The 18302-nt window shown below is 47.4% G+C and carries 21 protein-coding genes; 16 read left to right on the top strand and 5 right to left on the bottom strand.

The features are described from left to right. The gene (locus LG288_RS06475; RefSeq protein ID WP_404399307.1) at positions 1 to 297 is read left to right on the top strand and encodes an integration host factor subunit alpha; all 297 of its coding nucleotides are present in this window, start codon (positions 1 to 3) and stop codon (positions 295 to 297) included. A gap of 20 nt (positions 298 to 317) precedes the next feature. Here LG288_RS06475 and LG288_RS06470 read toward each other — a convergent pair whose 3' ends face one another. The 3 genes from LG288_RS06470 to LG288_RS06460 all read right to left on the bottom strand — a co-directional run bounded on the left by LG288_RS06470 (position 318) and on the right by LG288_RS06460 (position 2291). Beyond that, positions 318 to 1007 (bottom strand): ChrR family anti-sigma-E factor, encoded by a 690-nt coding sequence (locus tag LG288_RS06470; RefSeq protein ID WP_404399306.1) that lies wholly within the window; start codon positions 1005 to 1007, stop codon positions 318 to 320. Beyond that, positions 1000 to 1620: a sigma-70 family RNA polymerase sigma factor gene (locus LG288_RS06465; protein ID WP_404399304.1), complete on the bottom strand. Its 621-nt coding sequence runs from the start codon at positions 1618 to 1620 to the stop codon at positions 1000 to 1002. The genes LG288_RS06470 and LG288_RS06465 overlap by 8 nt, the downstream gene beginning before the upstream one ends. A gap of 89 nt (positions 1621 to 1709) precedes the next feature. Beyond that, on the bottom strand, positions 1710 to 2291 hold the full coding sequence (locus LG288_RS06460; RefSeq protein WP_404399303.1) for an LON peptidase substrate-binding domain-containing protein: 582 nt from the start codon (positions 2289 to 2291) through the stop codon (positions 1710 to 1712). A 183-nt stretch (positions 2292 to 2474) separates the two neighbouring features. On the opposite strand from LG288_RS06460, the gene phrB reads away from it, so the two are divergent. The 10 genes from phrB to LG288_RS06410 all read left to right on the top strand — a co-directional run bounded on the left by phrB (position 2475) and on the right by LG288_RS06410 (position 10219). Beyond that, the gene (gene phrB / locus LG288_RS06455) at positions 2475 to 3896 is read left to right on the top strand and encodes a deoxyribodipyrimidine photo-lyase (protein WP_404399302.1); all 1422 of its coding nucleotides are present in this window, start codon (positions 2475 to 2477) and stop codon (positions 3894 to 3896) included. Beyond that, positions 3889 to 4323, top strand: coding sequence for a nuclear transport factor 2 family protein (locus LG288_RS06450; RefSeq protein ID WP_404399300.1), 435 nt, complete (start codon positions 3889 to 3891; stop codon positions 4321 to 4323). Before phrB ends, LG288_RS06450 begins: the two co-directional genes overlap by 8 nt. Beyond that, positions 4320 to 5045: an SDR family NAD(P)-dependent oxidoreductase gene (locus LG288_RS06445; protein ID WP_404399299.1), complete on the top strand. Its 726-nt coding sequence runs from the start codon at positions 4320 to 4322 to the stop codon at positions 5043 to 5045. Before LG288_RS06450 ends, LG288_RS06445 begins: the two co-directional genes overlap by 4 nt. A gap of 1 nt (position 5046) precedes the next feature. Continuing rightward, positions 5047 to 6321, top strand: coding sequence for an NAD(P)/FAD-dependent oxidoreductase (locus LG288_RS06440; protein ID WP_404399298.1), 1275 nt, complete (start codon positions 5047 to 5049; stop codon positions 6319 to 6321). 17 nt (positions 6322 to 6338) lie between these two features. Then, positions 6339 to 7082 (top strand): DUF1365 domain-containing protein, encoded by a 744-nt coding sequence (locus LG288_RS06435; protein ID WP_404399297.1) that lies wholly within the window; start codon positions 6339 to 6341, stop codon positions 7080 to 7082. An 11-nt stretch (positions 7083 to 7093) separates the two neighbouring features. Then, the gene (locus tag LG288_RS06430) at positions 7094 to 8332 is read left to right on the top strand and encodes a class I SAM-dependent methyltransferase (RefSeq protein WP_404399295.1); all 1239 of its coding nucleotides are present in this window, start codon (positions 7094 to 7096) and stop codon (positions 8330 to 8332) included. Continuing rightward, positions 8325 to 8834, top strand: a complete 510-nt coding sequence (locus LG288_RS06425) for a DUF2878 domain-containing protein (protein ID WP_404399293.1) — start codon at positions 8325 to 8327, stop codon at positions 8832 to 8834. Before LG288_RS06430 ends, LG288_RS06425 begins: the two co-directional genes overlap by 8 nt. Then, positions 8831 to 9355 carry a chalcone isomerase family protein gene (locus LG288_RS06420; protein WP_404399292.1) on the top strand — a complete coding sequence of 175 codons (525 nt, stop codon included), beginning with the start codon at positions 8831 to 8833 and terminating at the stop codon, positions 9353 to 9355. Before LG288_RS06425 ends, LG288_RS06420 begins: the two co-directional genes overlap by 4 nt. Before the next feature lies 1 nt (position 9356). Continuing rightward, positions 9357 to 9887: a DUF3833 domain-containing protein gene (locus LG288_RS06415; protein WP_404399291.1), complete on the top strand. Its 531-nt coding sequence runs from the start codon at positions 9357 to 9359 to the stop codon at positions 9885 to 9887. 80 nt (positions 9888 to 9967) lie between these two features. Further along, positions 9968 to 10219 carry a DUF3912 family protein gene (locus tag LG288_RS06410; RefSeq protein WP_404399289.1) on the top strand — a complete coding sequence of 84 codons (252 nt, stop codon included), beginning with the start codon at positions 9968 to 9970 and terminating at the stop codon, positions 10217 to 10219. Between the two features lie 23 nt (positions 10220 to 10242). On the opposite strand, the gene LG288_RS06405 is transcribed toward LG288_RS06410, so the two are convergent. After that, positions 10243 to 10557, bottom strand: coding sequence for a hypothetical protein (locus LG288_RS06405; RefSeq protein ID WP_404399288.1), 315 nt, complete (start codon positions 10555 to 10557; stop codon positions 10243 to 10245). Between the two features lie 143 nt (positions 10558 to 10700). Here LG288_RS06405 and LG288_RS06400 point away from each other — a divergent pair, with 143 nt between their 5' ends. From LG288_RS06400 to LG288_RS06390, 3 genes are read left to right on the top strand one after another with little or no spacing between them, the layout of a single operon-like run. Further along, complete coding sequence (locus LG288_RS06400) at positions 10701 to 11459, top strand: Nif3-like dinuclear metal center hexameric protein (protein ID WP_404399286.1); 759 nt, start codon at positions 10701 to 10703, stop codon at positions 11457 to 11459. Positions 11460 to 11469: 10 nt separating this feature from the next. Further along, positions 11470 to 12252 carry a methyltransferase domain-containing protein gene (locus LG288_RS06395; RefSeq protein ID WP_404399285.1) on the top strand — a complete coding sequence of 261 codons (783 nt, stop codon included), beginning with the start codon at positions 11470 to 11472 and terminating at the stop codon, positions 12250 to 12252. Positions 12253 to 12265: 13 nt separating this feature from the next. After that, the gene (locus LG288_RS06390; protein ID WP_404399284.1) at positions 12266 to 13150 is read left to right on the top strand and encodes an NAD(P)-dependent oxidoreductase; all 885 of its coding nucleotides are present in this window, start codon (positions 12266 to 12268) and stop codon (positions 13148 to 13150) included. An 89-nt stretch (positions 13151 to 13239) separates the two neighbouring features. Here the strand turns inward: LG288_RS06390 and LG288_RS06385 are convergent, their stop codons facing one another. Further along, complete coding sequence (locus tag LG288_RS06385) at positions 13240 to 14592, bottom strand: DUF1329 domain-containing protein (RefSeq protein WP_404399283.1); 1353 nt, start codon at positions 14590 to 14592, stop codon at positions 13240 to 13242. Between the two features lie 162 nt (positions 14593 to 14754). Here LG288_RS06385 and LG288_RS06380 point away from each other — a divergent pair, with 162 nt between their 5' ends. Together LG288_RS06380 and LG288_RS06375 are read left to right on the top strand one after the other, a co-directional pair. After that, positions 14755 to 15942 carry a WD40/YVTN/BNR-like repeat-containing protein gene (locus tag LG288_RS06380; protein WP_404399282.1) on the top strand — a complete coding sequence of 396 codons (1188 nt, stop codon included), beginning with the start codon at positions 14755 to 14757 and terminating at the stop codon, positions 15940 to 15942. Between the two features lie 13 nt (positions 15943 to 15955). Further along, positions 15956 to 18292 carry an RND family transporter gene (locus LG288_RS06375; protein WP_404399281.1) on the top strand — a complete coding sequence of 779 codons (2337 nt, stop codon included), beginning with the start codon at positions 15956 to 15958 and terminating at the stop codon, positions 18290 to 18292. The last annotated feature ends 10 nt before the right edge of the window (positions 18293 to 18302 follow it).

Below are 18302 nucleotides of genomic sequence, written 5' to 3'. Positions count from 1 at the left end.
ATGGCGCTGACCAAAGCAGAATTAGCGGAAGTGCTCTTTGAAAAGTACGGCATTAACAAGCAAGATGCCAAGACCTTAGTAGAGGACTTTTTTGAAGAAATTCGCTCGGCTTTGGAAGGTGGCGAAATAGTTAAGTTATCGGGCTTTGGTAACTTTGAACTGCGTGAAAAAAGTGAACGCCCCGGTCGTAATCCAAAGACCGGGGAAGACATTCCTATTTCAGCCCGGCGTGTTGTCAGCTTTAAGCCGGGCCAAAAATTTAAGAACCGCGTAGAAACAGCAAAGCCGGATTATTGATTTTCTTCAACCCCTTTTCTTCAGCCCCTGAAAAACAGGCTACTGAAGGGATTAAGCAAACGACTGACCCCAGAAGTGAAGTAGAGTGGGGCATTTAATGTTGCCAGTGTTAAGCAGTCTTCATCTTTGGTGTGCGGACTATGCTTTCGCTCCGCGTCCAGTAAAATGAAGTCGCCGTCCTGATACGAGCCCTGCTCGTCATTAAACACGCCATCAAGCACTAATGTGGCTTCCTGCCCCTTATGAGTATGCTCAGGAACCTGGGCCCCTGGCGCCATGTAAATCAGGTTCGTCTGACCTTTTTCACCAACTTTTATAGGTGCGCGCCATAATTTACCCACCATATGGGTCCATTCACCAATCCGGCCGCGATTATGAGCAAGAGTGCGCGGTAATACAAAGCGACGGCCTTCCAGGCAAATCAGCTCTTCTGCCCTGACCGGAGGTTTGGCCTGAGAAGAAAAAATCTGCTCAAGCATTTTGTCACAACGCGCTTTACTCATGCCCTCATAATGATCAGTCGGTACCGTTAAGGTTTCAACCACGGTATCAAGATGCTTACGGCATAAATCTTCTTCGATCTCGCACAAGGTTTGCTGGCAAGTCGGACACATGTCGATGTGAGTGCCTAAAACCAACGTCATGGCAGAAGTTAGATCGCCGGCCGCATAGTTAACTAATAATTCTTCACTCGGATGTGATTTAATCATGGTCTACGATTAACTCTTTCAATTTTTTTAATGCCAAACGAGTACGAGACTTAACAGTACCCAGTGGAATACCCAATGAGTCTGAAACTTCCTGTTGCGACTTGCCCTCGATATAGATTTTTTCTACCACAACACGCTGGGCGTCTGGTAATTGTGCGTAATAATGCGCTATTTCCTGCATTAATACATCGTTATCTAACGCATAGCCATCGTCTAAGCTGTCGTTAGTTTCAGCCAATATAGGCCATAGCTCATCAGCGCTGATATCGTCCTTTCTTTTTTTGTTTTTTCGCAATAAATCAAATCGAATGTTTCTTGCGATAGTAAAAATCCATGTAGAAGGCGAACCGCGATCAGGCTTGAACAAATGTGCCTTATGCCACACGTTAGTCATCGTTTCCTGTACTAAGTCCATAGCAACCTGTTCGTTGCCAAACTGACGCGTACCATACGCCTGCAATTTGGGAGCAAAATGGCGAAACAGCTCGCTAAAAGCCGCGCGGCTGCGAGTTTCTGCTACCTTGGACAGCAGTTCTGCTGCGCGCTCGGCAGTGTCTTGCTGGGATGCTTTCATAACTCCCCGTTGCGAAGTTCTTTCTGACACCACTTGCATAACTCGACCTTATATTCTTTTTTGAGTGTAATACAAGTTACGTGACCCTGTAGTCAGTGGATCAACAATGGCAGAAAAAAGTGTGTGAACTACGCGACTAATTGTAGCAGATATTGTGCTACGTTCTCAGAATTATCATGCTTTAACAGGTCCTGCTTGGTGTAAACATCAAGCGGTAAAATTTCCAGCCAGCGTTGGCATAACCAACTAAGATCATCAAAATTTGGCTTTTCATAAAGGCTGCCCAATTCAGGGTAAGTCGCATAAATTTCCTGCAACCGCTTTATCAGCAGTTCATGCTGCTCTGTAGCTGGCTTTGGCTGCCAGGCTGGTAGTCTTTGCGACTCGCCGATGTTCAGTCCATCAGGCTCGCGGTGGTGCTGATGGATTTTTACCCGGCTTTTCCCTTCGACAGTAATTCCAAGAAAACCATCTTCAAGCATTTCAAAGTCGGTGATAGAGACCGCCGTTCCGTAGGGCAATATGTACTTTTGCGAGTCTTTGCCTTCATTGGCATCGAACATACAAATCACAAAATCGGTCTGTTCGGCCATGCAACGCTTAACCAGCCGGGTGTAGCGCGGCTCGAAAATTCTCAGGCGCAAACTCCCATGGGGCAATACGTGCGCTGTGAGTGGAAATAGCGGTAATTGTTCATACGGCTGCGTCATACGGCCCCAAAAAAAGTTTGCCATTTAAGTTGACAGTGATTACGCATCTTGTTTGGCCTTGGATCTGATTAATTTAAGTTCCTGAAAACTTTTATGTTAAGTGCTACGTTATCAATGGTCGATTTAAAACAACTGAGTGTAAGCGATAAGCTTTATGCAAAATGAGCAGTGGAACGTGTAAATATGACAGCGATTGTATGGTTTCGACATGACTTAAGAATTCAGGATAATCCGGCTTTGAAAGCTGCCTGCGAAGAGCACGACCGGGTACAGGGAATTTTTTTGCTACCGGCAAAAACTTTTAAGGGGCATCATTGGTCGGCGCGCAAGGCTGATTTACTGTGGCGTCACCTGCAGCAGTTTAAAAGCGAGTTGAAGGAACAGGGTATTGCGTTAGAGGTAAAAACTCATGACAGCTTCTCGCAGTCGGCTGCAATATTGTCGGAGGCCTGTGACTCGGTCGAGGCAAAAGAAGTCTATGCTAATTACGAATACCCGGTAGATGAAGTCCAGCGTGACCGGGCAGTAGTTGCGTCGCTAAAGCAGCAGGGTATTAAGAGTCATTTTTATCACGGTTTATTACTGATTGCTCCCCAGCAGATAAAAAATAAGCAGGGTGACTATTACAAAGTGTTCACCCCCTTTAATAAAGCCTGGCGCAAGCAGGTGGAGTTGATAGACGACTGGCAACCAAGCCGTCCGCGCGCGGCCCTGAACAGTGCAGATAAGGCGGCGCAAGTGAGTGATTTGCCAGCCTGCCCACTGCCGCGTATTGACACATCAGACTGGCCGGTTGGCGAGCAGGCTGTTTTGAGTAAATTCGGTCAATTTGTCGGGCACCAGATTGATGATTATCAAAAACAGCGCGATTATCCGGCCGTTGATGGCACCTCAAAGCTCTCGGCTTATCTGGAATTAGGCGTATTGTCACCCAAGACTTTGGCACGTAGCCTGCAGCAAAAGTCACCGTCATTCCCGTACGGTCTTGAAAAAGGAGCTGACACCTGGCTAACTGAACTGGCCTGGCGCGAATTTTATCAGCACTTAATGTATCACGAACCGCGCTTAAGTCAGGGCCAGAACTATCAGCAACAGACCCAGGGTCTGCAGTGGCGTCAGGCCAATGATGAGTTTGAACGCTGGTGTCAGGGTAATACTGGCTATCCGATTGTTGATGCCGGCATGCGGCAGCTCAATAAAACCGGTTGGATGCATAACCGGTTGCGGATGATAACCGCGAGTTTTTTAGTTAAAGATCTGTTAATCGACTGGCGTCGTGGCGAGCAGTACTTTATGGAGCATTTGATAGACGGAAGTTTTGCCGCTAATAACGGTGGCTGGCAGTGGAGTGCCTCGGTGGGAACCGATGCAGTGCCTTATTTCCGAGTATTTAATCCGGTAACGCAAAGTGAACGCTTTGATCCCGACGGAGACTACATTCGTACTTGGATAAAAGAACTTAAGTCCGTTCCAACCCAGCATATTCACTGGCCTCACGGTTGGCTAAAGAAGCAACCTGAGAACGCTTACGCAGCGCCAATTGTGGACCACAGCGTGGCAAGAGAGCGTTTTCTGTCAACATTTAAACAGGTGAAAAATGACTAATCAAGAACTGGTCGATTCGCTAAAATCGTTTTATGACGAATTTAAATCGGAAAACCTTGAACAACTGAGCGAGCTGTATCATGACGAGGTGAATTTTACTGATCCGATTCATCAGATTGTCGGGCTAGACGACTTAAAAGCCTATTTCGAGCACACAATGGAGAATGTTAAATACTGCCATTTTGCGTTTGATGATGAACTAGTAGGTGAAGATAAAGCGTATCTTAGCTGGCAAATGCGGTTTGCTCATCCAAAGCTCGCCGATGGGGGTGAAATCGTGCTGCCGGGGGTTAGCTCTCTGCACTTCGAAGACAAAAAAATTCGGCAGCAAGAAGATCATTACGATTTAGGGGCAATGCTGTATGAACATGTGCCTCTGGTGGGCTATGTTATTGATAAAATAAAGCAACGTTTGGTGGCAGAATGAGAGTATTGATAACAGGTGCAACTTCCGGTATCGGCCAACAGCTGACCTGCGATTATGCAAAGTCGGGTCATCAGGTAATCGCCTGCGGACGCCGCGAAGAGGTGTTGCAGGAATTACAAAAAAAATATCCGGAGCAGATAGAAACATTGGCTTTTGATATCACGGATCGTGGAAAAACTGTGGAGCTACTGGGCCAGCAGGAAGCTATTGATATTGCAATTTTAAGTGCCGGCATGTGTGAGTATCTGGATGTTACTGAATTTGACGCCGACATGTTTGAACGCGTATTCCGGGTTAATATTTTTGGTACAATGAACACGGTTGAAGGCTTAATCCCGATCATGGGTAAGGGCAGTCAACTGGCAATTATTGGTAGTCTCGCGCGACTGCTGCCATTTACCCGGGCAGAAGCTTACGGTGGTTCCAAAGCAGCGATCCACTATATTACCCGCAGCCTTGAGGTTGATTTAGGCAAAGCATACGGTATCAAAGTACTGTCGGTGTCACCGGGGTTTGTCAAAACACCGATGACCGATGAAAACGATTTTGAAATGCCAATGCGGGTTTCTGCTGAGTATGCTTCCAGAGTTATCCGCAAAGGGATTGCGAAGAATAAGAGAGATATTGGTTTCCCCTGGTTGTTCAGTGGAATGTTAAAGACGATGTCGTTGCTACCTCAGGGAATGCAAGTGGCCTTATCGCGACGTATGGCAAGGAACTAGAATGAAGATAGCGGTTGTTGGAAGTGGTATCGCGGGATTAACCGCCGCCTATTATTTGAGTAAAAAGCACAAAGTTACGTTATTTGAAAAGAACAATTACATTGGTGGGCATACAGCAACCGTTGATGTGACCCTAAACAACCGGACATTTCCGGTCGACACCGGCTTTATAGTTTTTAATGATCAGACTTATCCGCGCTTTAAGCGCCTGTTAAAAGAGCTAAAAGTCTGTTGGCGTGATACAGAAATGAGTTTCAGTGTAACCGATCCGGCCACTGGGCTTGAGTACAATGGCCATAACTTAAATACGCTATTTGCTCAGCGCAGTAATTTTTTTAAACCTTACTTTTACCGATTACTTAGCGGCATTTTATCGTTTAACAAAGCGGCTAAGCAGGCATTAATGGACGGCGAAGATGTCGACCAAAAAACGCTGGGAGAATTTTTAGGGGAACAGGACATCAGCGAGGATGTTGCCCGGCTGTATTTGTTGCCAATGATATCGGCCATCTGGTCTTCCAGTATTGCTGATGCGGAACGGTTTCCGTTGGGTTTTTTCCTGCGCTTTTTTCAGAACCACGGGCTACTAAATGTTGCTGACCGGCCTCAGTGGCATACCATCAACGGTGGTTCACGGTCTTACATTGCGCCGATGATCGAGGGTTTTAAAGATCGTTTGCACCTGAACAGCGAAATTACGCATATTTTCCGGCAAAAAGACCAAATTAAAATACAGTTTGCCAGTGGCGAAACCGAGTATTTTGACGAAGTGATTATTGCTACCCATAGCGACCAGGCACTGTTGTTGTTGGACGACGCCAGCCAGCAAGAGCGTGATGTGTTAGGTGCCATTGAATATCAGCCCAATGATGTTGTCTTGCATACTGACGAACAGCTTTTACCTAAAAGTCGCCGCGCTTGGGCAAGCTGGAATTACCGGCTACGTACTGAAGGCGATGCAGAAAGCCAGCCCAGCTCGGTTACCTACAGCATGAACATATTGCAGGGTCTGGACAGTGAACAGGCTATTTGCGTGACGCTAAACAATACAGCGGCAATTAACCCCGCTAAGGTGATCAAGCGTTTTACTTATGATCACCCACAGTACTCGATTAGCTCCCTGCGCGCCCGTGAGCAACGTCATTTGATTTGCGGTAAGCAGCATACACACTTTTGCGGAGCGTACTGGTATAATGGCTTCCATGAAGACGGTGTTCGCAGTGCTCTGGATGTTGTCAATCGCATCGATCCGACACTCAACGTGGTTAACGAATAGCGATTAGTGGAGACTCAGTGAGCATAGAAGGCAACAGCGACAGCGCAGTCTACTGGGGGAAGGTTTATCACCGGCGGCTGCGCCCCAAACAGCATGATTTCGATTATAAATTCATGCAGTGGTACCTGGCGCTGGACCAGTTAGATGAGGTACACCGCTGTTCGTCCTGGTTTTCGACCAAGGGGTTTGCGCCATTGTGGTTCCGGCGCCGTGATTACTTAAAAGATGAGCCAGGCTCTTTGCAACAGGCAGCCTTAATAAAAATGTCAGCTTTGGCCGGCAAGCCGCTGCAGGGTAGGGTGTTTTTTCTTGGCAACATCCGTACATTTGGTCTTTATTTCAGCCCGGTAAACTTTTTTTATCTGCAACAGCAAGGACAATTCACTCATTTGCTTGCGGAGGTCAGTAATACACCGTGGCTGGAACGGCACTACTACCTGGTTGATCTGAGCGAAAAACGGCCAACCACAGAAAAAGAATTTCACGTGTCGCCATTTAATCCCCTGGATATGACCTACAGCTGGAAACTGACGGATCCCGGCGAAACACTGTTTGTGCAACTTTCGGCGGCAACGGACGAAAAAGATTTTGTCGCGGGTATGAAATTATCCCGTAGTCCATTAAACCGTGAGCAGATTCATCACGTAGTAAAGACATCACCCGTAATGGCTATAAAAATTATTAGCGGCATTTATTGGCAAGCATTAAAGTTGTTTGTTAAGCGTGTCCCCTTTTATGGTCACTCGAAGAAAAAAGGATAAGAGGCTAAACCATGGCAAATGGTGAAACGGCATTAACAGCCCCGTTTGAATTTAAAGGTTTAAACAAAATGTTTAGACAAATCGCTTTTGGCCTGTTAAGCCATTTAAAACACGGACAGTTAGTATTGACTGAACGCGGCCATATGGTCGGCCAGTTCGGACAGGCTGATAGCGCACTGAAAGCAGAGATCGACGTCAAGAAACCGGAGTTTTACCGGACTTTGTTGGTCGGCGGCAGTATTGGTGCTGCCGAGCTGTATATCGATAAAAGTTGGGATACCCCGGATCTGACCAAAGTCATTCAGGTATTTGCGTCTAATTTAGCGGCGCTGGACAAACTGGAGTCGCGTATCGCCTGGTTAACATTTCCTGTGAATAAACTCAGTCACTGGGCTAACCGTAATCATAAGCAGCAGGCAAAAAAGAATATCTCAGCCCATTATGATTTAGGTAACGAGCTGTACAGTCGCTTTCTAGATTCTAATATGCAGTACTCCAGTGGCCTGTTTAAACACGCCGACGAGTCGCTGGAACAGGCACAGATAAATAAAATGGACCGGCTTTGCCTTGAGCTTGAGCTTTGCGCTGATGATGAGCTTCTGGAAATTGGTACCGGCTGGGGAGGGCTGGCGATACATGCCGCCAAGCACTATGGTTGCCGGGTAACCACTACGACTATTTCCGAAGAGCAGTTTCGCTACACCCAGCAGCGTATTCAGGAAGAAGGTCTGGAGGACAGAATAACCCTGTTAAAACAAGATTATCGTGATTTGCAGGGCCAGTTCGATAAATTGGTCTCCGTAGAAATGATAGAGGCGGTCGGGAAACAATATTTACCGACATTTTTCAGCACCTGCAACGAGCGCTTAAAGCCTGGTGGGAAAATGGCCCTGCAGGCTATTACTATTGCTGATCAACGTTATAACAGTTATGCCCGTTCAGTGGACTTTATACAAAAGCATATTTTCCCGGGGGGCTTCCTGCCATCGCTGACGCTAATGCAAAAATTGTTTAAAACCTGTACTCACATGGTTGTGCGTGACATTCATGATATGGGTAAAAGCTATGCAGAGACCCTGCGCCGCTGGCAACAGTCTTTTAATTTAAAATTCGGCGAACTGGAGCCGCTAGGTTATGACGAGCGCTTCTCGCGGTTATGGAACTATTATCTCAGTTATTGTCAGGGTGGTTTTTTAGAAGAAACGGTATCGGTAGTTCAGTTAACAGCTACGAAGTCGCGTTATGAATAGTGCCATCAAGCATAAAGTCGTAAGCTTTGTTCTATTTAACATTATCTGGCTAAGTGCAGTCGCCGGCCGCACAGATTATATCTGGCTGACGATGGCTCTGGTTTTGGTTCAGTTAAGTTACAGCCTGTGGGTAGCCAGAGTATCATTACGGCTGATTTTACGGTTACTGGCGGTTGGCCTGCTACTTGAGGCGATTGCTATCAGTATGGGTATCGTTGACTTTACCGGCGGCTTATTTCCGCTATGGTTAACCTTGTTGTGGGTTGGCTTTTCCTCGATGGCTCCGGTTGCTCTTGACTGGTTGGCCAAAAAGCCGCCGCTTGCTGCTCTGTTAGGGGCTATTTCCGGGCCTTTTACCTACTGGGTTGGGGTAGGAATAGGTGCAGGGACGACCGACTCTTTACCGGCTCTGGTAGTTACTTACGCGGTGGTATGGGCATTGTTTATGTTGTTTTTCAGCCGTGCCATCCAAGCCGGTCCGAATGAGAGGTTAGTGATATGAAGACGCTAGTCATTTGGCTATTTTTATTAATCCCGTTCAGTGCCGCTGTGCACGCATCAAGCTGCGAGCAGTCTTTACCTGAGCAGTTTAAAAGGGTGGGCGAGACTCGCTTAAGTGTCTGGTTCTGGGACGTTTACGATGCCACCCTGTACACTGAAAAGGGCAGCTTTTCCTGGCAGGATCGTAAACAACTTAATAAAGCCTTATTGTTGGATTACCTCAGAGATATTAAGGCCGCTGACTTAGTAGAAACCACTGCCGAAGAGTGGGATAAACTGGGCTTTTCACACCCGGAAAGGTCAAACTGGTTAGAACAGCTGAGTGCTATCTGGCCAGATATTAAAGAAGGCGACTGCTTATTATTGCGCGAGAGTGACGATGGGTACGCGGAATTCTATCAGGACGATAAAAAGCTGGGTGTTGTCGAACATGAAACCTTTACCGAGCAATTTTTGGCGATCTGGTTATCTCCCGACTCTCGTTTTAAAGATGAGCGACAAGAACTCACAGGAGAAAAATAATATGGCAATTTTACGATGGTTTACCGGTGCTTTGTTCAGTGTCTTATTCTTAGTCGGTTGCTCAACCAGTATTGATGACTATCAGGGGCGAACTCCGCAACTGAAGTTAGAAGAATTTTTTAATGGTTCTCTGGTTGCCTATGGCACCGTTCAGGACTATTCCGATGACGTAATTCAGCGCTTCCGTGTCGAAATGCAGGGCAGTTGGGACGGCAATGAAGGAGAGCTGGCGGAGACTTTCTACTATGCTGATGGCAGTACTCAGGAACGTACCTGGTACCTGACCAAAACCGGCCCCAACACTTATGAAGGCCGTGCTGATGATGTCGAGGGTGTCGCTGTAGGCACTACCGCCGGCAATGCGTTAAATTGGCAGTACGTCTTACAGGTAGAAATGGACGGTGACACGATGAATCTGAGCCTGGATGACTGGATGTATCTGGTCGACCAGGACAATATGATCAACCGTACCACTATGAGTAAGTTCGGTGTCAATGTCGGTGAAATTACCCTTTACATCGGGCGCAAGTAATAAACATCAAGTTACGCTGTCAAATGCCGATAAAGTCCGTATAATCCAGCGTTCTGCAGATTAAGGACTGAGCGGTAAACATGGGCGGACCCACATTTGCGTACAATAACCCCCGGATTAACGGGCAGACTATCTTCGTTAAGCGTGGCGAACATGCCGGTAAATTAGGTATTGTGAAAGAGGAGCTGGGTAAAGATGAGTTTTTAGTGTCGCAGGCAGACTTCGGCACTGAAAAGGTAAAGCTTAGCCGCAAGCAATTTCTTGTTTACCGTTATCGAAAAATACACGTACCTATCGACAAAGTCGCTGGCAAAAACCCCGATGTTTTATAGCCAGCGCTCTTTGTTCCATTAGCTTAAACGGTCCCGCGCGGCAACCGACAGGCAGTGGCGTCCTGCTCGAGTTTTTGTTTCCACAATTGCTTTGCTGTCAAACCATTTCCGGAAGATACCGCTTTAGTCGGTGAGGCCGGAGTTTGCTGCGACTTTTCTGTGTTGCGAACCGTGGCCAGAGTGTTCGCTTCTTCAGCTAGCTGGGCAAGACGAACATTCTTGTTACCATTAACGCTATACCAGCCATTACTTGCCTCAATTGAAGGCTCTTTGCCATAAGCTTTTTTATAAGCCGTTGTATAGTCAGCTAAAACCTTTTCTTTATCCAGTTTGCTCATGCAAGAATTCCTATTCGGTAGCAAAAAAATAACATTATCGTGTAAAAATAAAACGACAATTATTGTTATACCGTTTTTTCGGATTATTGTCTAATTTACGGTAGAATCGTGTTTAACAACCTAATTCTGAAGGATTTACTGACATGGCGATTGCTCGCAATGAGCTGCTGGACTACCTGAATCAACAGCTTAACGTTGGCAGGATTAACGACTTTTGTCCTAACGGCCTGCAAGTCGAGGGCAAAGAAAATATTCAGCAGATTGTCACAGGAGTTACCGCTAGCCAGGCCTTGCTGGACCAAGCGGTTAGCGTGGGCGCAGACGCTGTGCTGGTGCATCACGGCTACTTCTGGAAAAACGAAGCGGCTCCTGTTACCGGAATGAAGCAGCGGCGAATAAAAACCTTACTACAACATAATATCAATTTACTGGCTTATCATCTGCCGCTGGATGTTCATGCCCAGTTTGGCAACAATGCTCAACTGGCGCGGCTGATGGGTTGGTCAACACAGGGCACGGCGGACCCTAATGATCCGGCTTGTGCTTTGATGCTGGGCGGTTGCTCTGAAATCAGTAGTGACGGCTTAAAGGCGCAGCTGGAAGAACGGTTGCAACGGCCTTTAACCTGCTATGTAGCCAAACCCGGAAAATTAACCCGTTTAGCCTGGTGTACCGGTGGAGGACAGGGTTTCATCGATAAGGCCGCGGCTTTAGGCGTGGATGGCTTTATCACAGGAGAGGTATCAGAACAAACGGTACACAGTGCACGGGAGCAGGGTATAGCGTTCTTTGCAGCCGGCCATCACGCTACCGAACGTTATGGTGTCAAAGCGCTGGGCCAACATCTGCAACAGCAATTTGATCTCCAGGTGCAGTTTATCGACATTGATAATCCCGCATGAGTAGCCGGCAATGAAACAAAAAAATAACAGCAGTCGCGGCGATTTTTCAGGCATTAGTAAAAAGTTTGCGCGTTCGATTTATGGCAGCAGTAAAGGCCGGCTGCGAATGGCTGTATTAAAGCGTGAGCTTGAGCCCTTTGTTGAGGGCCAAAAACGCACAGTTTTGGATGTCGGAGCCGGTCTTGGGCAGGTCAATGAGTGGTTTTTGACGCGTGGGCATCATGTTATCCATACCGATATTTCCGCCGATATGGTAAATGAAGCGCAACAGCGCCATCAGCAACTGGGGCTGCAGCGTAATGCACAGTACCTTATTACGCCGTTATCAGAGTTGCCGGAACAATTGCCGGAGCAGCAATTCAGCCTGATTTTATGTCATGCGGTTTTAGAATGGCTGGAAGATGGCGAAACAGCGATAAACCAGTTAAATCGGTTACTAAAACCCGGCGGTTATCTGTCGCTTATGTTTTATAACCGCAATGCCAAGTTAATGGCGAATGCCATATATGGTAACTTTGACTACATAGCCCGTGATTTAAATGTTAAAAAGACTGTGCGACTGAGTCCTCAGACACCACATGAACCCCGACAGGTAGAGCGCTGGATTGACGCCAATGGCCTAAAAATAATTGATAAAACCGGGGTGCGCTGTTTTCACGACTATTTACGCAATAAAGACGATCAGCAGCGCTTTGACGAACTGCTTGAATTAGAACTTAATTACAATAAACAGTCACCGTTTCGGGAGTTGGGCCGTTATCAGCACTGGCTTATTCAAAAACCCACGACATAAAAGGGAAACCACAATGAAATGTACATTTATTGGCTTAGGAGTAATGGGTTATCCCATGGCACGCCACCTACAGCACAATGGGTTTGATGTTTGTGTTTATAACCGTACACAAAGTAAAGCAGAAACCTGGGTAAGTGAATATCAGGGCCGCATGGCAACATCACCCGCCGAAGCCTGTGAGGGCAGCGATTTTGTCATGGTGTGCGTGGGTAACGATGATGATGTGCGCAGTGTTTTTTATGGTGAACATGGTTTACTGGCCAATTTAAAGCCTGCAGCTGTGGTTATTGATCACACCACAGCATCGGCCGAGTTAGCCAAAGAGTTAGATCAAGCGGTGCGCGAAAAGCAGGGTGAATTCCTGGATGCGCCGGTGTCTGGTGGTCAGGCAGGCGCTGAAAATGGTGTTCTGACAACTATGGTTGGTGGTCAGCAGAAAACCTTTGATAACGCTGAACAGGTGTTGAGTTGCTACGCTAAAACGCGTGTCTTAATGGGTCCTGCAGGTAGCGGTCAACTGGCAAAAATGGTCAACCAGGTGTGTATCGCTAACGTAGTGCAAGGCGTTGCCGAAGGACTGCATTTAGCCCGCAAAGTAGGCCTTGATCCGGATAAGCTGGTGCAGGCTGTTAATGCAGGTTCGGCAGGGTCCTGGCAGTTGGCGAATCGGTACCGCACCATGTGGGATCAGGAATACGATCATGGATTTGCTGTTAACTGGATGCGTAAAGATCTGGGTATTGCGCTTAGCGAAGCCGAACGCCGCGGTGCTGCTTTACCGGTAACGGCATTACTGGATCAGTTTTATGGCGAGGTACAGTCAATGGGCGGAGGGCGCTGGGATACTTCCAGCCTAATGGCGCGTCTGGATAAGCTTAGCGGTGACTGGGAAAAGTAAATCGCTGTAATAAAAACAGAGAGAAAAATCAAAAAAGGCCTCGAAAGAGGCCTTTTTCTGCTTAATTAAGCTGCGAGGTTAAGCACCTGTTAGCGAATACCTGTGCGGCGTAGTGCGTTGGTTGAGAAGTCTGACCGTTGCGGCTCGATATCCCATTCCATGTATTCACGCTCTTCGTTGCCCAGACCTAACGAGATGTAACGGCCCGAACTTAAGTCATACAAAGCCTCCGCAGCCATCCAGGGCACGTCAACATTGTAGAACTGGGTATTCAAGGCTTCGCCTACCCGCCATAATTCACCGCGGCCATCATAATGGTCGATAATTGAAGCGGTCCAGGTATCTTCATCAAGGTACATGGTCCGTTTTGAGTAGATGTGGCGCTCGCCATCTTTTAGCGTACCTTCTACTTCCCACACCCGGTGTTTTTCATAACGGATAAGATCCTGGTTCATATGACCAGCCTGGATAATTTCTTCGTAGTCCAGCTCCGGGTCCATGATTTTGAAGTTATTGTAAGGAATGTAAATTTCTTTTTTCCCTTTCAACTCCCAATTATATTTATCCGGGGCGCCATTATACATATCCAGGTTATCGGAAGTACGTAAGCCATCGGCTGCGGTACCCGGGCCATCATAGGCAACATTCGGGGCGCGACGGACACGGCGCTGACCCGCGTTATATATCCAGGCACGGCGACCTTCTTTAACCTGATTAATGGTTTCATGAACCAATAATACAGTCCCTGTCAGTCGGGCCGGTGCCTCAACTTCCTGGAGGAAGTAAAATAAGATGTTGTCGTCTTCTTCTTCTCGACCGGTTTTTAAATATTCCGGGAAAACCAGTGTTTCTTTCAGTTCGACCGGCACATAATCGCCATTTGACAGTACCGGGAATTGAGCCACGTTACGAGTTACTGCGCCACCGCGGAAACGGGTAATATGGTTCCATACGGCTTCAACACCGCTTTCCGGTATCGGGAAGGGTATCGTCGTAGTTTCGTAGTTTTGAATTCCGTTCCCGCCGGCGACTAGTTCAGCGTTTTCCGCATTCTTTTGAATTTTTGGCCACAGGTTATCGGGATACGTTGCGCTACGGCGAGTCGGGTAGACGTGCATCTTGTAGGTGTCGTATTTATCGAACATGGCGAGCTGACCCGGAGTCAGGTGGTCACTGTACTGGTCCAGGTTATCGTGGGTTATGGTAAACAGCACCTGGTCGTCGGCAAAAGGGTCGGTACCGCGCACAACGTCGGCATCATGGTTTGAAAACCCGCCGTCCCACGCAGGAATGGAACCATCAGAATTGGCAGCTTTTTCGGCACCAATAGGCGTTAAGTCCTGACCTAAACGAGCGGCTTCTTCAGGACTGACTTTTGCGGCAACACTAACAGAAATAACCGATAGGGCAAAAACGCCTGCTTTAAGTATCAGTTTATTCATTGTATTTTTCCTTGTTGTTCTACTTTCGTTCATCACTGTGCCAGAGGTTCGACCTGTCAAGCAATAGTTTAATGAAAAAAAGCGGGAAATTGGACAAAAAAGGTTTCCAAATAATCTCAACCTTATACAATCCTATGACATCTTAGGTAAGCAGGAGGTTCCATGGGTTTGTCTCCAACCCATGTCGGGTTGTTACTCACAGGACTTTTGAGTGTAAACACAATCGCACAGGAAAGTGGCGCCAGTAACAGCGCTGCTGCCGATTACGAAGTGATTGAAGCACCGGCACTGACATCAACACCAACAAAAATAAAAAGCTCGGTTCTTATCGAAATTGCTGCTGCAGGCGATCGTCTGGTTGCTGTCGGTGACTACGGCAACATTATTTATCGCGACAAAAAGGATAGCACATGGCAACAGGCGTCTGTTCCGACCAGTGTATTACTGACCAGCGTGACCTTTTTTAATCAATCGGTGGGTTATGCCACCGGCCACCACGGTGTTATTTTAAAAACAACCGATGGTGGCAGTAGCTGGCAACGGGTAATGGACGGCTTTCGGTTATTGCAGTTACAAAAAACCTTTTTTCAGCAACAGGTAGAAAATCTACAGGCGCAAATAGAGCGCGCTGAACAATCGGATATTGCGGATTTAGAGTGGGATCTGGATACTGCTAAATTCCAGCTTGAAAATGTAGAATCGGCACTTAGCGAATCAGGTCCGACTAAGCCGTTTCTCGATCTGGTTGCTTTATCTACTGATCATATAATAGCTGTCGGCGCTTATAATACACTGGTGATAAGTAAGGACGGCGGTCAGCAGTGGCAGCTGTTGAACGATCGGATTAATAATCCGGACGGCTATCATTTAAACGCTATTGCCTCTCAGGGCGATCAGGTCTTTATTGCCGGTGAGGCCGGCAACGCTTACCGCAGTCAGGATGGCGGAGAAAGCTGGGACGCCGTAGCGCCCCCTTATCCCGGCTCATTTTTCGGCACTCACTTTGCAAAGAACGGACGCATCTGGCTCTACGGACTGCGTGGAAATGTTTTTTATAGTGACACCCTAGGTGATAGCTACCAGGCCGTGAACAGCACCGTTGGCGATAATTTATCCGGCGGCTTCACCAATGCCGACGGGGATACCTGGCTGGTGGGCAACTCCGGCATCATGGTTGAGATAACAGCTGATGGCTCGGTACAAGCCCACCAGCATCCCAGTAATTCTGTGTTGACTGATATTGTCTCGGTTGAAGGTGAAAAAATATTAACCGGACGCAGTGGTATGTTGTATTGGCCGGTCAGGCAGGATGAAGAGACACTTGAACTGATGAGTCAGGGAGCGCAGTAACGTGGACAATAAAGTGTATAATAAAAAACCTGCCTGGCTGGAAAAGCTGCTGTTTAAATTTCGCCTGCCCTGGTTACTGTTATTCGCAGCGGTTACTCTGATACTAGGCTATAACGCCGCTCAGGTGCGGCCGGATGCCTCGTTTACCAAAATGATCCCGACTCAGCATCCCTTCATCCAAAATTACTTTGATTATCAGGAAGACCTGGCTAGTCTGGGCAATGTCGTGCGGGTAGCCGTAGAGCACACTGAAGGTGACATATTCGATGCGGAGTTCCAGGAAACGGTAAAAAATATTACCGATGAGATCTTCTTTATTCCCGGCGTTAACCGGTCCGGGTTGCGCAGTTTGTGGACGCCGAATGTGCGCTGGATGGAGGTTACGGAAGAGGGCTTTGTCGGCGGCCCGGTTATCCCGGACAGTTATGACGGCTCAGAGGAGTCTGTCGAACAACTTCGGGAGAATGTATTACGGTCCGGTGAAGTCGGTAATCTGGTGGCTAATAACTTTGAGTCGACCATCATTTATGTTCCGCTGGATGAAGTAAACCCTGAAACGGGTGAAAGTCTGGATTACGCTGAGTTTTCAGAAAAACTTGAAAACTTAGTACGTGATAAATATGCCTCAGACTCGGTGAATATCCACATTACCGGCTTTGCTAAGCTAATTGGAGATTTGATTGAAGGGGCCTATCAAGTCGGTCTTTTCTTTTTATTAGCAATCGCCATTACCATGGCCATGCTATACACCTACAGCCGTTGCTGGCGAAGTACCCTGACGGTATTGTCCTGTTCTATTATCGCTGTTATCTGGCAGTTGGGCATTATTGATTTAATCGGCAGTGGCATCAATCCTTATTCTATGTTGGTGCCCTTTTTGGTATTCGCTATTGGCGTTTCTCACGGCGTGCAAATTATTAACGCCATCAGTTATAACCGCACTCAGGGCTACGATAAACTGCAGTCATCGCGGCTGGCATTTCGCGGCCTCTATATTGCCGGATTGACAGCACTTGCCAGTGATGCCATTGGTTTTACCACGCTGATGGTTATTGAAATTGAAGTGATTAAAGAGCTGGCGATTGCGGCCAGTATTGGTGTGGCTGTTGTGGTGCTGACTAATCTCGGTTTGCTGCCAATATTGATGTCCTATTTCGGTGTTTCCCGGCACGGCGTCGAGTACCAGCGCAAGGCTCAGCAAAACAAGCACCCGATCGTACATTTTTTCGAGCAATTTGCTCGCCCGAAATGGGCTTACTCGGCGTTAGTGGTTGCCGCAATTATGCTCAGCTGGGGCCTGTATCAGAGTCAGCATTTGCAAATTGGCGATTTAGACAAAGGCGCTCCTGAGTTACGTCCTGACAGCCGTTATAATCAGGATAATGCGTATATTGTCGAAAATTACAGCTCCAGTACTGATATTTTCGTGGTTATGGCAGAAACTGCACCAGAGCAGTGTATTGCGTATCAAAATCTTGAGCTGATGGACCGCTTTAGCTGGCATATGGAAAATACTGCCGGGGTGCAGGACGTCAAGTCGATCGTTTACGTATCCAAAATGGGCATGTTTGCGATTAACGAAGGCAATATGAAGTGGTTCAGCCTAAACCGTAATCAGTTTGTCATTAACGCATCCCTTAGCCGTATTCCTGACGGCCTGATAAACAATGACTGTTCAATGGCGCCAATCATTATTTATCTTGATGATCATAAAGCAGAGACCCTTAAACAGGTGGTCGCTTCGGTTGAGGAGTTTAAGCTGCAGCACCCGCAGGAAGGCATAGAATTGTTAATGGCTGCCGGTAATGCCGGTATTGAGGCGGCGACAAACTCTGTCATTGAAGATGCGCAGTTAAAAATGTTGCTGTGGGTTTATGGTGTTGTTATTGCTCTGTGCTTAATTACTTTCCGCAGTATTCGCACGGTTGCCTGTATTGTTTTACCGCTGATGCTGACTACTGTAATGAGTCAGGGCTTAATGGCGGTTCTTGGGATCGGTGTTAAAGTTGCAACCTTGCCGGTCATTGCCCTCGGGGTTGGTATCGGTGTTGACTACGGTATTTACATCTACAGTAAGGTAAGAGAAGGGCTGCAACCGGGAGTGTCGTTGCAGGATACTTATCGCTACGCGCTGGAACATACCGGCAAGGCAGTGGCCTTCACTGGCCTGACGCTGGCTATTGGTGTCGCTACCTGGATCTTCTCCCCAATCAAATTTCAGGCTGATATGGGAATACTGCTGACCTTCATGTTCTTATGGAATATGTTGGGCGCACTTATTCTTATTCCGGCCTTAGCGCGCTTGTTCCGTATTGGGGTGAATAACGAAAAGCAGGGCAGCAGCGCCTGAACGGGCTAGC

Source organism: Idiomarina seosinensis (assembly GCF_044797955.1).
Classification (GTDB): domain Bacteria; phylum Pseudomonadota; class Gammaproteobacteria; order Enterobacterales; family Alteromonadaceae; genus Idiomarina; species Idiomarina seosinensis_A.
This window is presented reverse-complemented; position numbering and strand designations above follow the sequence as displayed.

Coding starts and splice junctions, on each gene's coding strand:
- LG288_RS06475 (WP_404399307.1), top strand. CDS start 1: ATGGCGCTGACCAAAGCAGAATTAGCGGAAGTGCTCTTTGAAAAGTAC.
- LG288_RS06470 (WP_404399306.1), bottom strand. CDS start 1,007: ATGATTAAATCACATCCGAGTGAAGAATTATTAGTTAACTATGCGGCC.
- LG288_RS06465 (WP_404399304.1), bottom strand. CDS start 1,620: ATGCAAGTGGTGTCAGAAAGAACTTCGCAACGGGGAGTTATGAAAGCA.
- LG288_RS06460 (WP_404399303.1), bottom strand. CDS start 2,291: ATGACGCAGCCGTATGAACAATTACCGCTATTTCCACTCACAGCGCAC.
- phrB (WP_404399302.1), top strand. CDS start 2,475: ATGACAGCGATTGTATGGTTTCGACATGACTTAAGAATTCAGGATAAT.
- LG288_RS06450 (WP_404399300.1), top strand. CDS start 3,889: ATGACTAATCAAGAACTGGTCGATTCGCTAAAATCGTTTTATGACGAA.
- LG288_RS06445 (WP_404399299.1), top strand. CDS start 4,320: ATGAGAGTATTGATAACAGGTGCAACTTCCGGTATCGGCCAACAGCTG.
- LG288_RS06440 (WP_404399298.1), top strand. CDS start 5,047: ATGAAGATAGCGGTTGTTGGAAGTGGTATCGCGGGATTAACCGCCGCC.
- LG288_RS06430 (WP_404399295.1), top strand. CDS start 7,094: ATGGCAAATGGTGAAACGGCATTAACAGCCCCGTTTGAATTTAAAGGT.
- LG288_RS06425 (WP_404399293.1), top strand. CDS start 8,325: ATGAATAGTGCCATCAAGCATAAAGTCGTAAGCTTTGTTCTATTTAAC.
- LG288_RS06420 (WP_404399292.1), top strand. CDS start 8,831: ATGAAGACGCTAGTCATTTGGCTATTTTTATTAATCCCGTTCAGTGCC.
- LG288_RS06415 (WP_404399291.1), top strand. CDS start 9,357: ATGGCAATTTTACGATGGTTTACCGGTGCTTTGTTCAGTGTCTTATTC.
- LG288_RS06410 (WP_404399289.1), top strand. CDS start 9,968: ATGGGCGGACCCACATTTGCGTACAATAACCCCCGGATTAACGGGCAG.
- LG288_RS06405 (WP_404399288.1), bottom strand. CDS start 10,557: ATGAGCAAACTGGATAAAGAAAAGGTTTTAGCTGACTATACAACGGCT.
- LG288_RS06400 (WP_404399286.1), top strand. CDS start 10,701: ATGGCGATTGCTCGCAATGAGCTGCTGGACTACCTGAATCAACAGCTT.
- LG288_RS06395 (WP_404399285.1), top strand. CDS start 11,470: ATGAAACAAAAAAATAACAGCAGTCGCGGCGATTTTTCAGGCATTAGT.
- LG288_RS06390 (WP_404399284.1), top strand. CDS start 12,266: ATGAAATGTACATTTATTGGCTTAGGAGTAATGGGTTATCCCATGGCA.
- LG288_RS06385 (WP_404399283.1), bottom strand. CDS start 14,592: ATGAATAAACTGATACTTAAAGCAGGCGTTTTTGCCCTATCGGTTATT.
- LG288_RS06380 (WP_404399282.1), top strand. CDS start 14,755: ATGGGTTTGTCTCCAACCCATGTCGGGTTGTTACTCACAGGACTTTTG.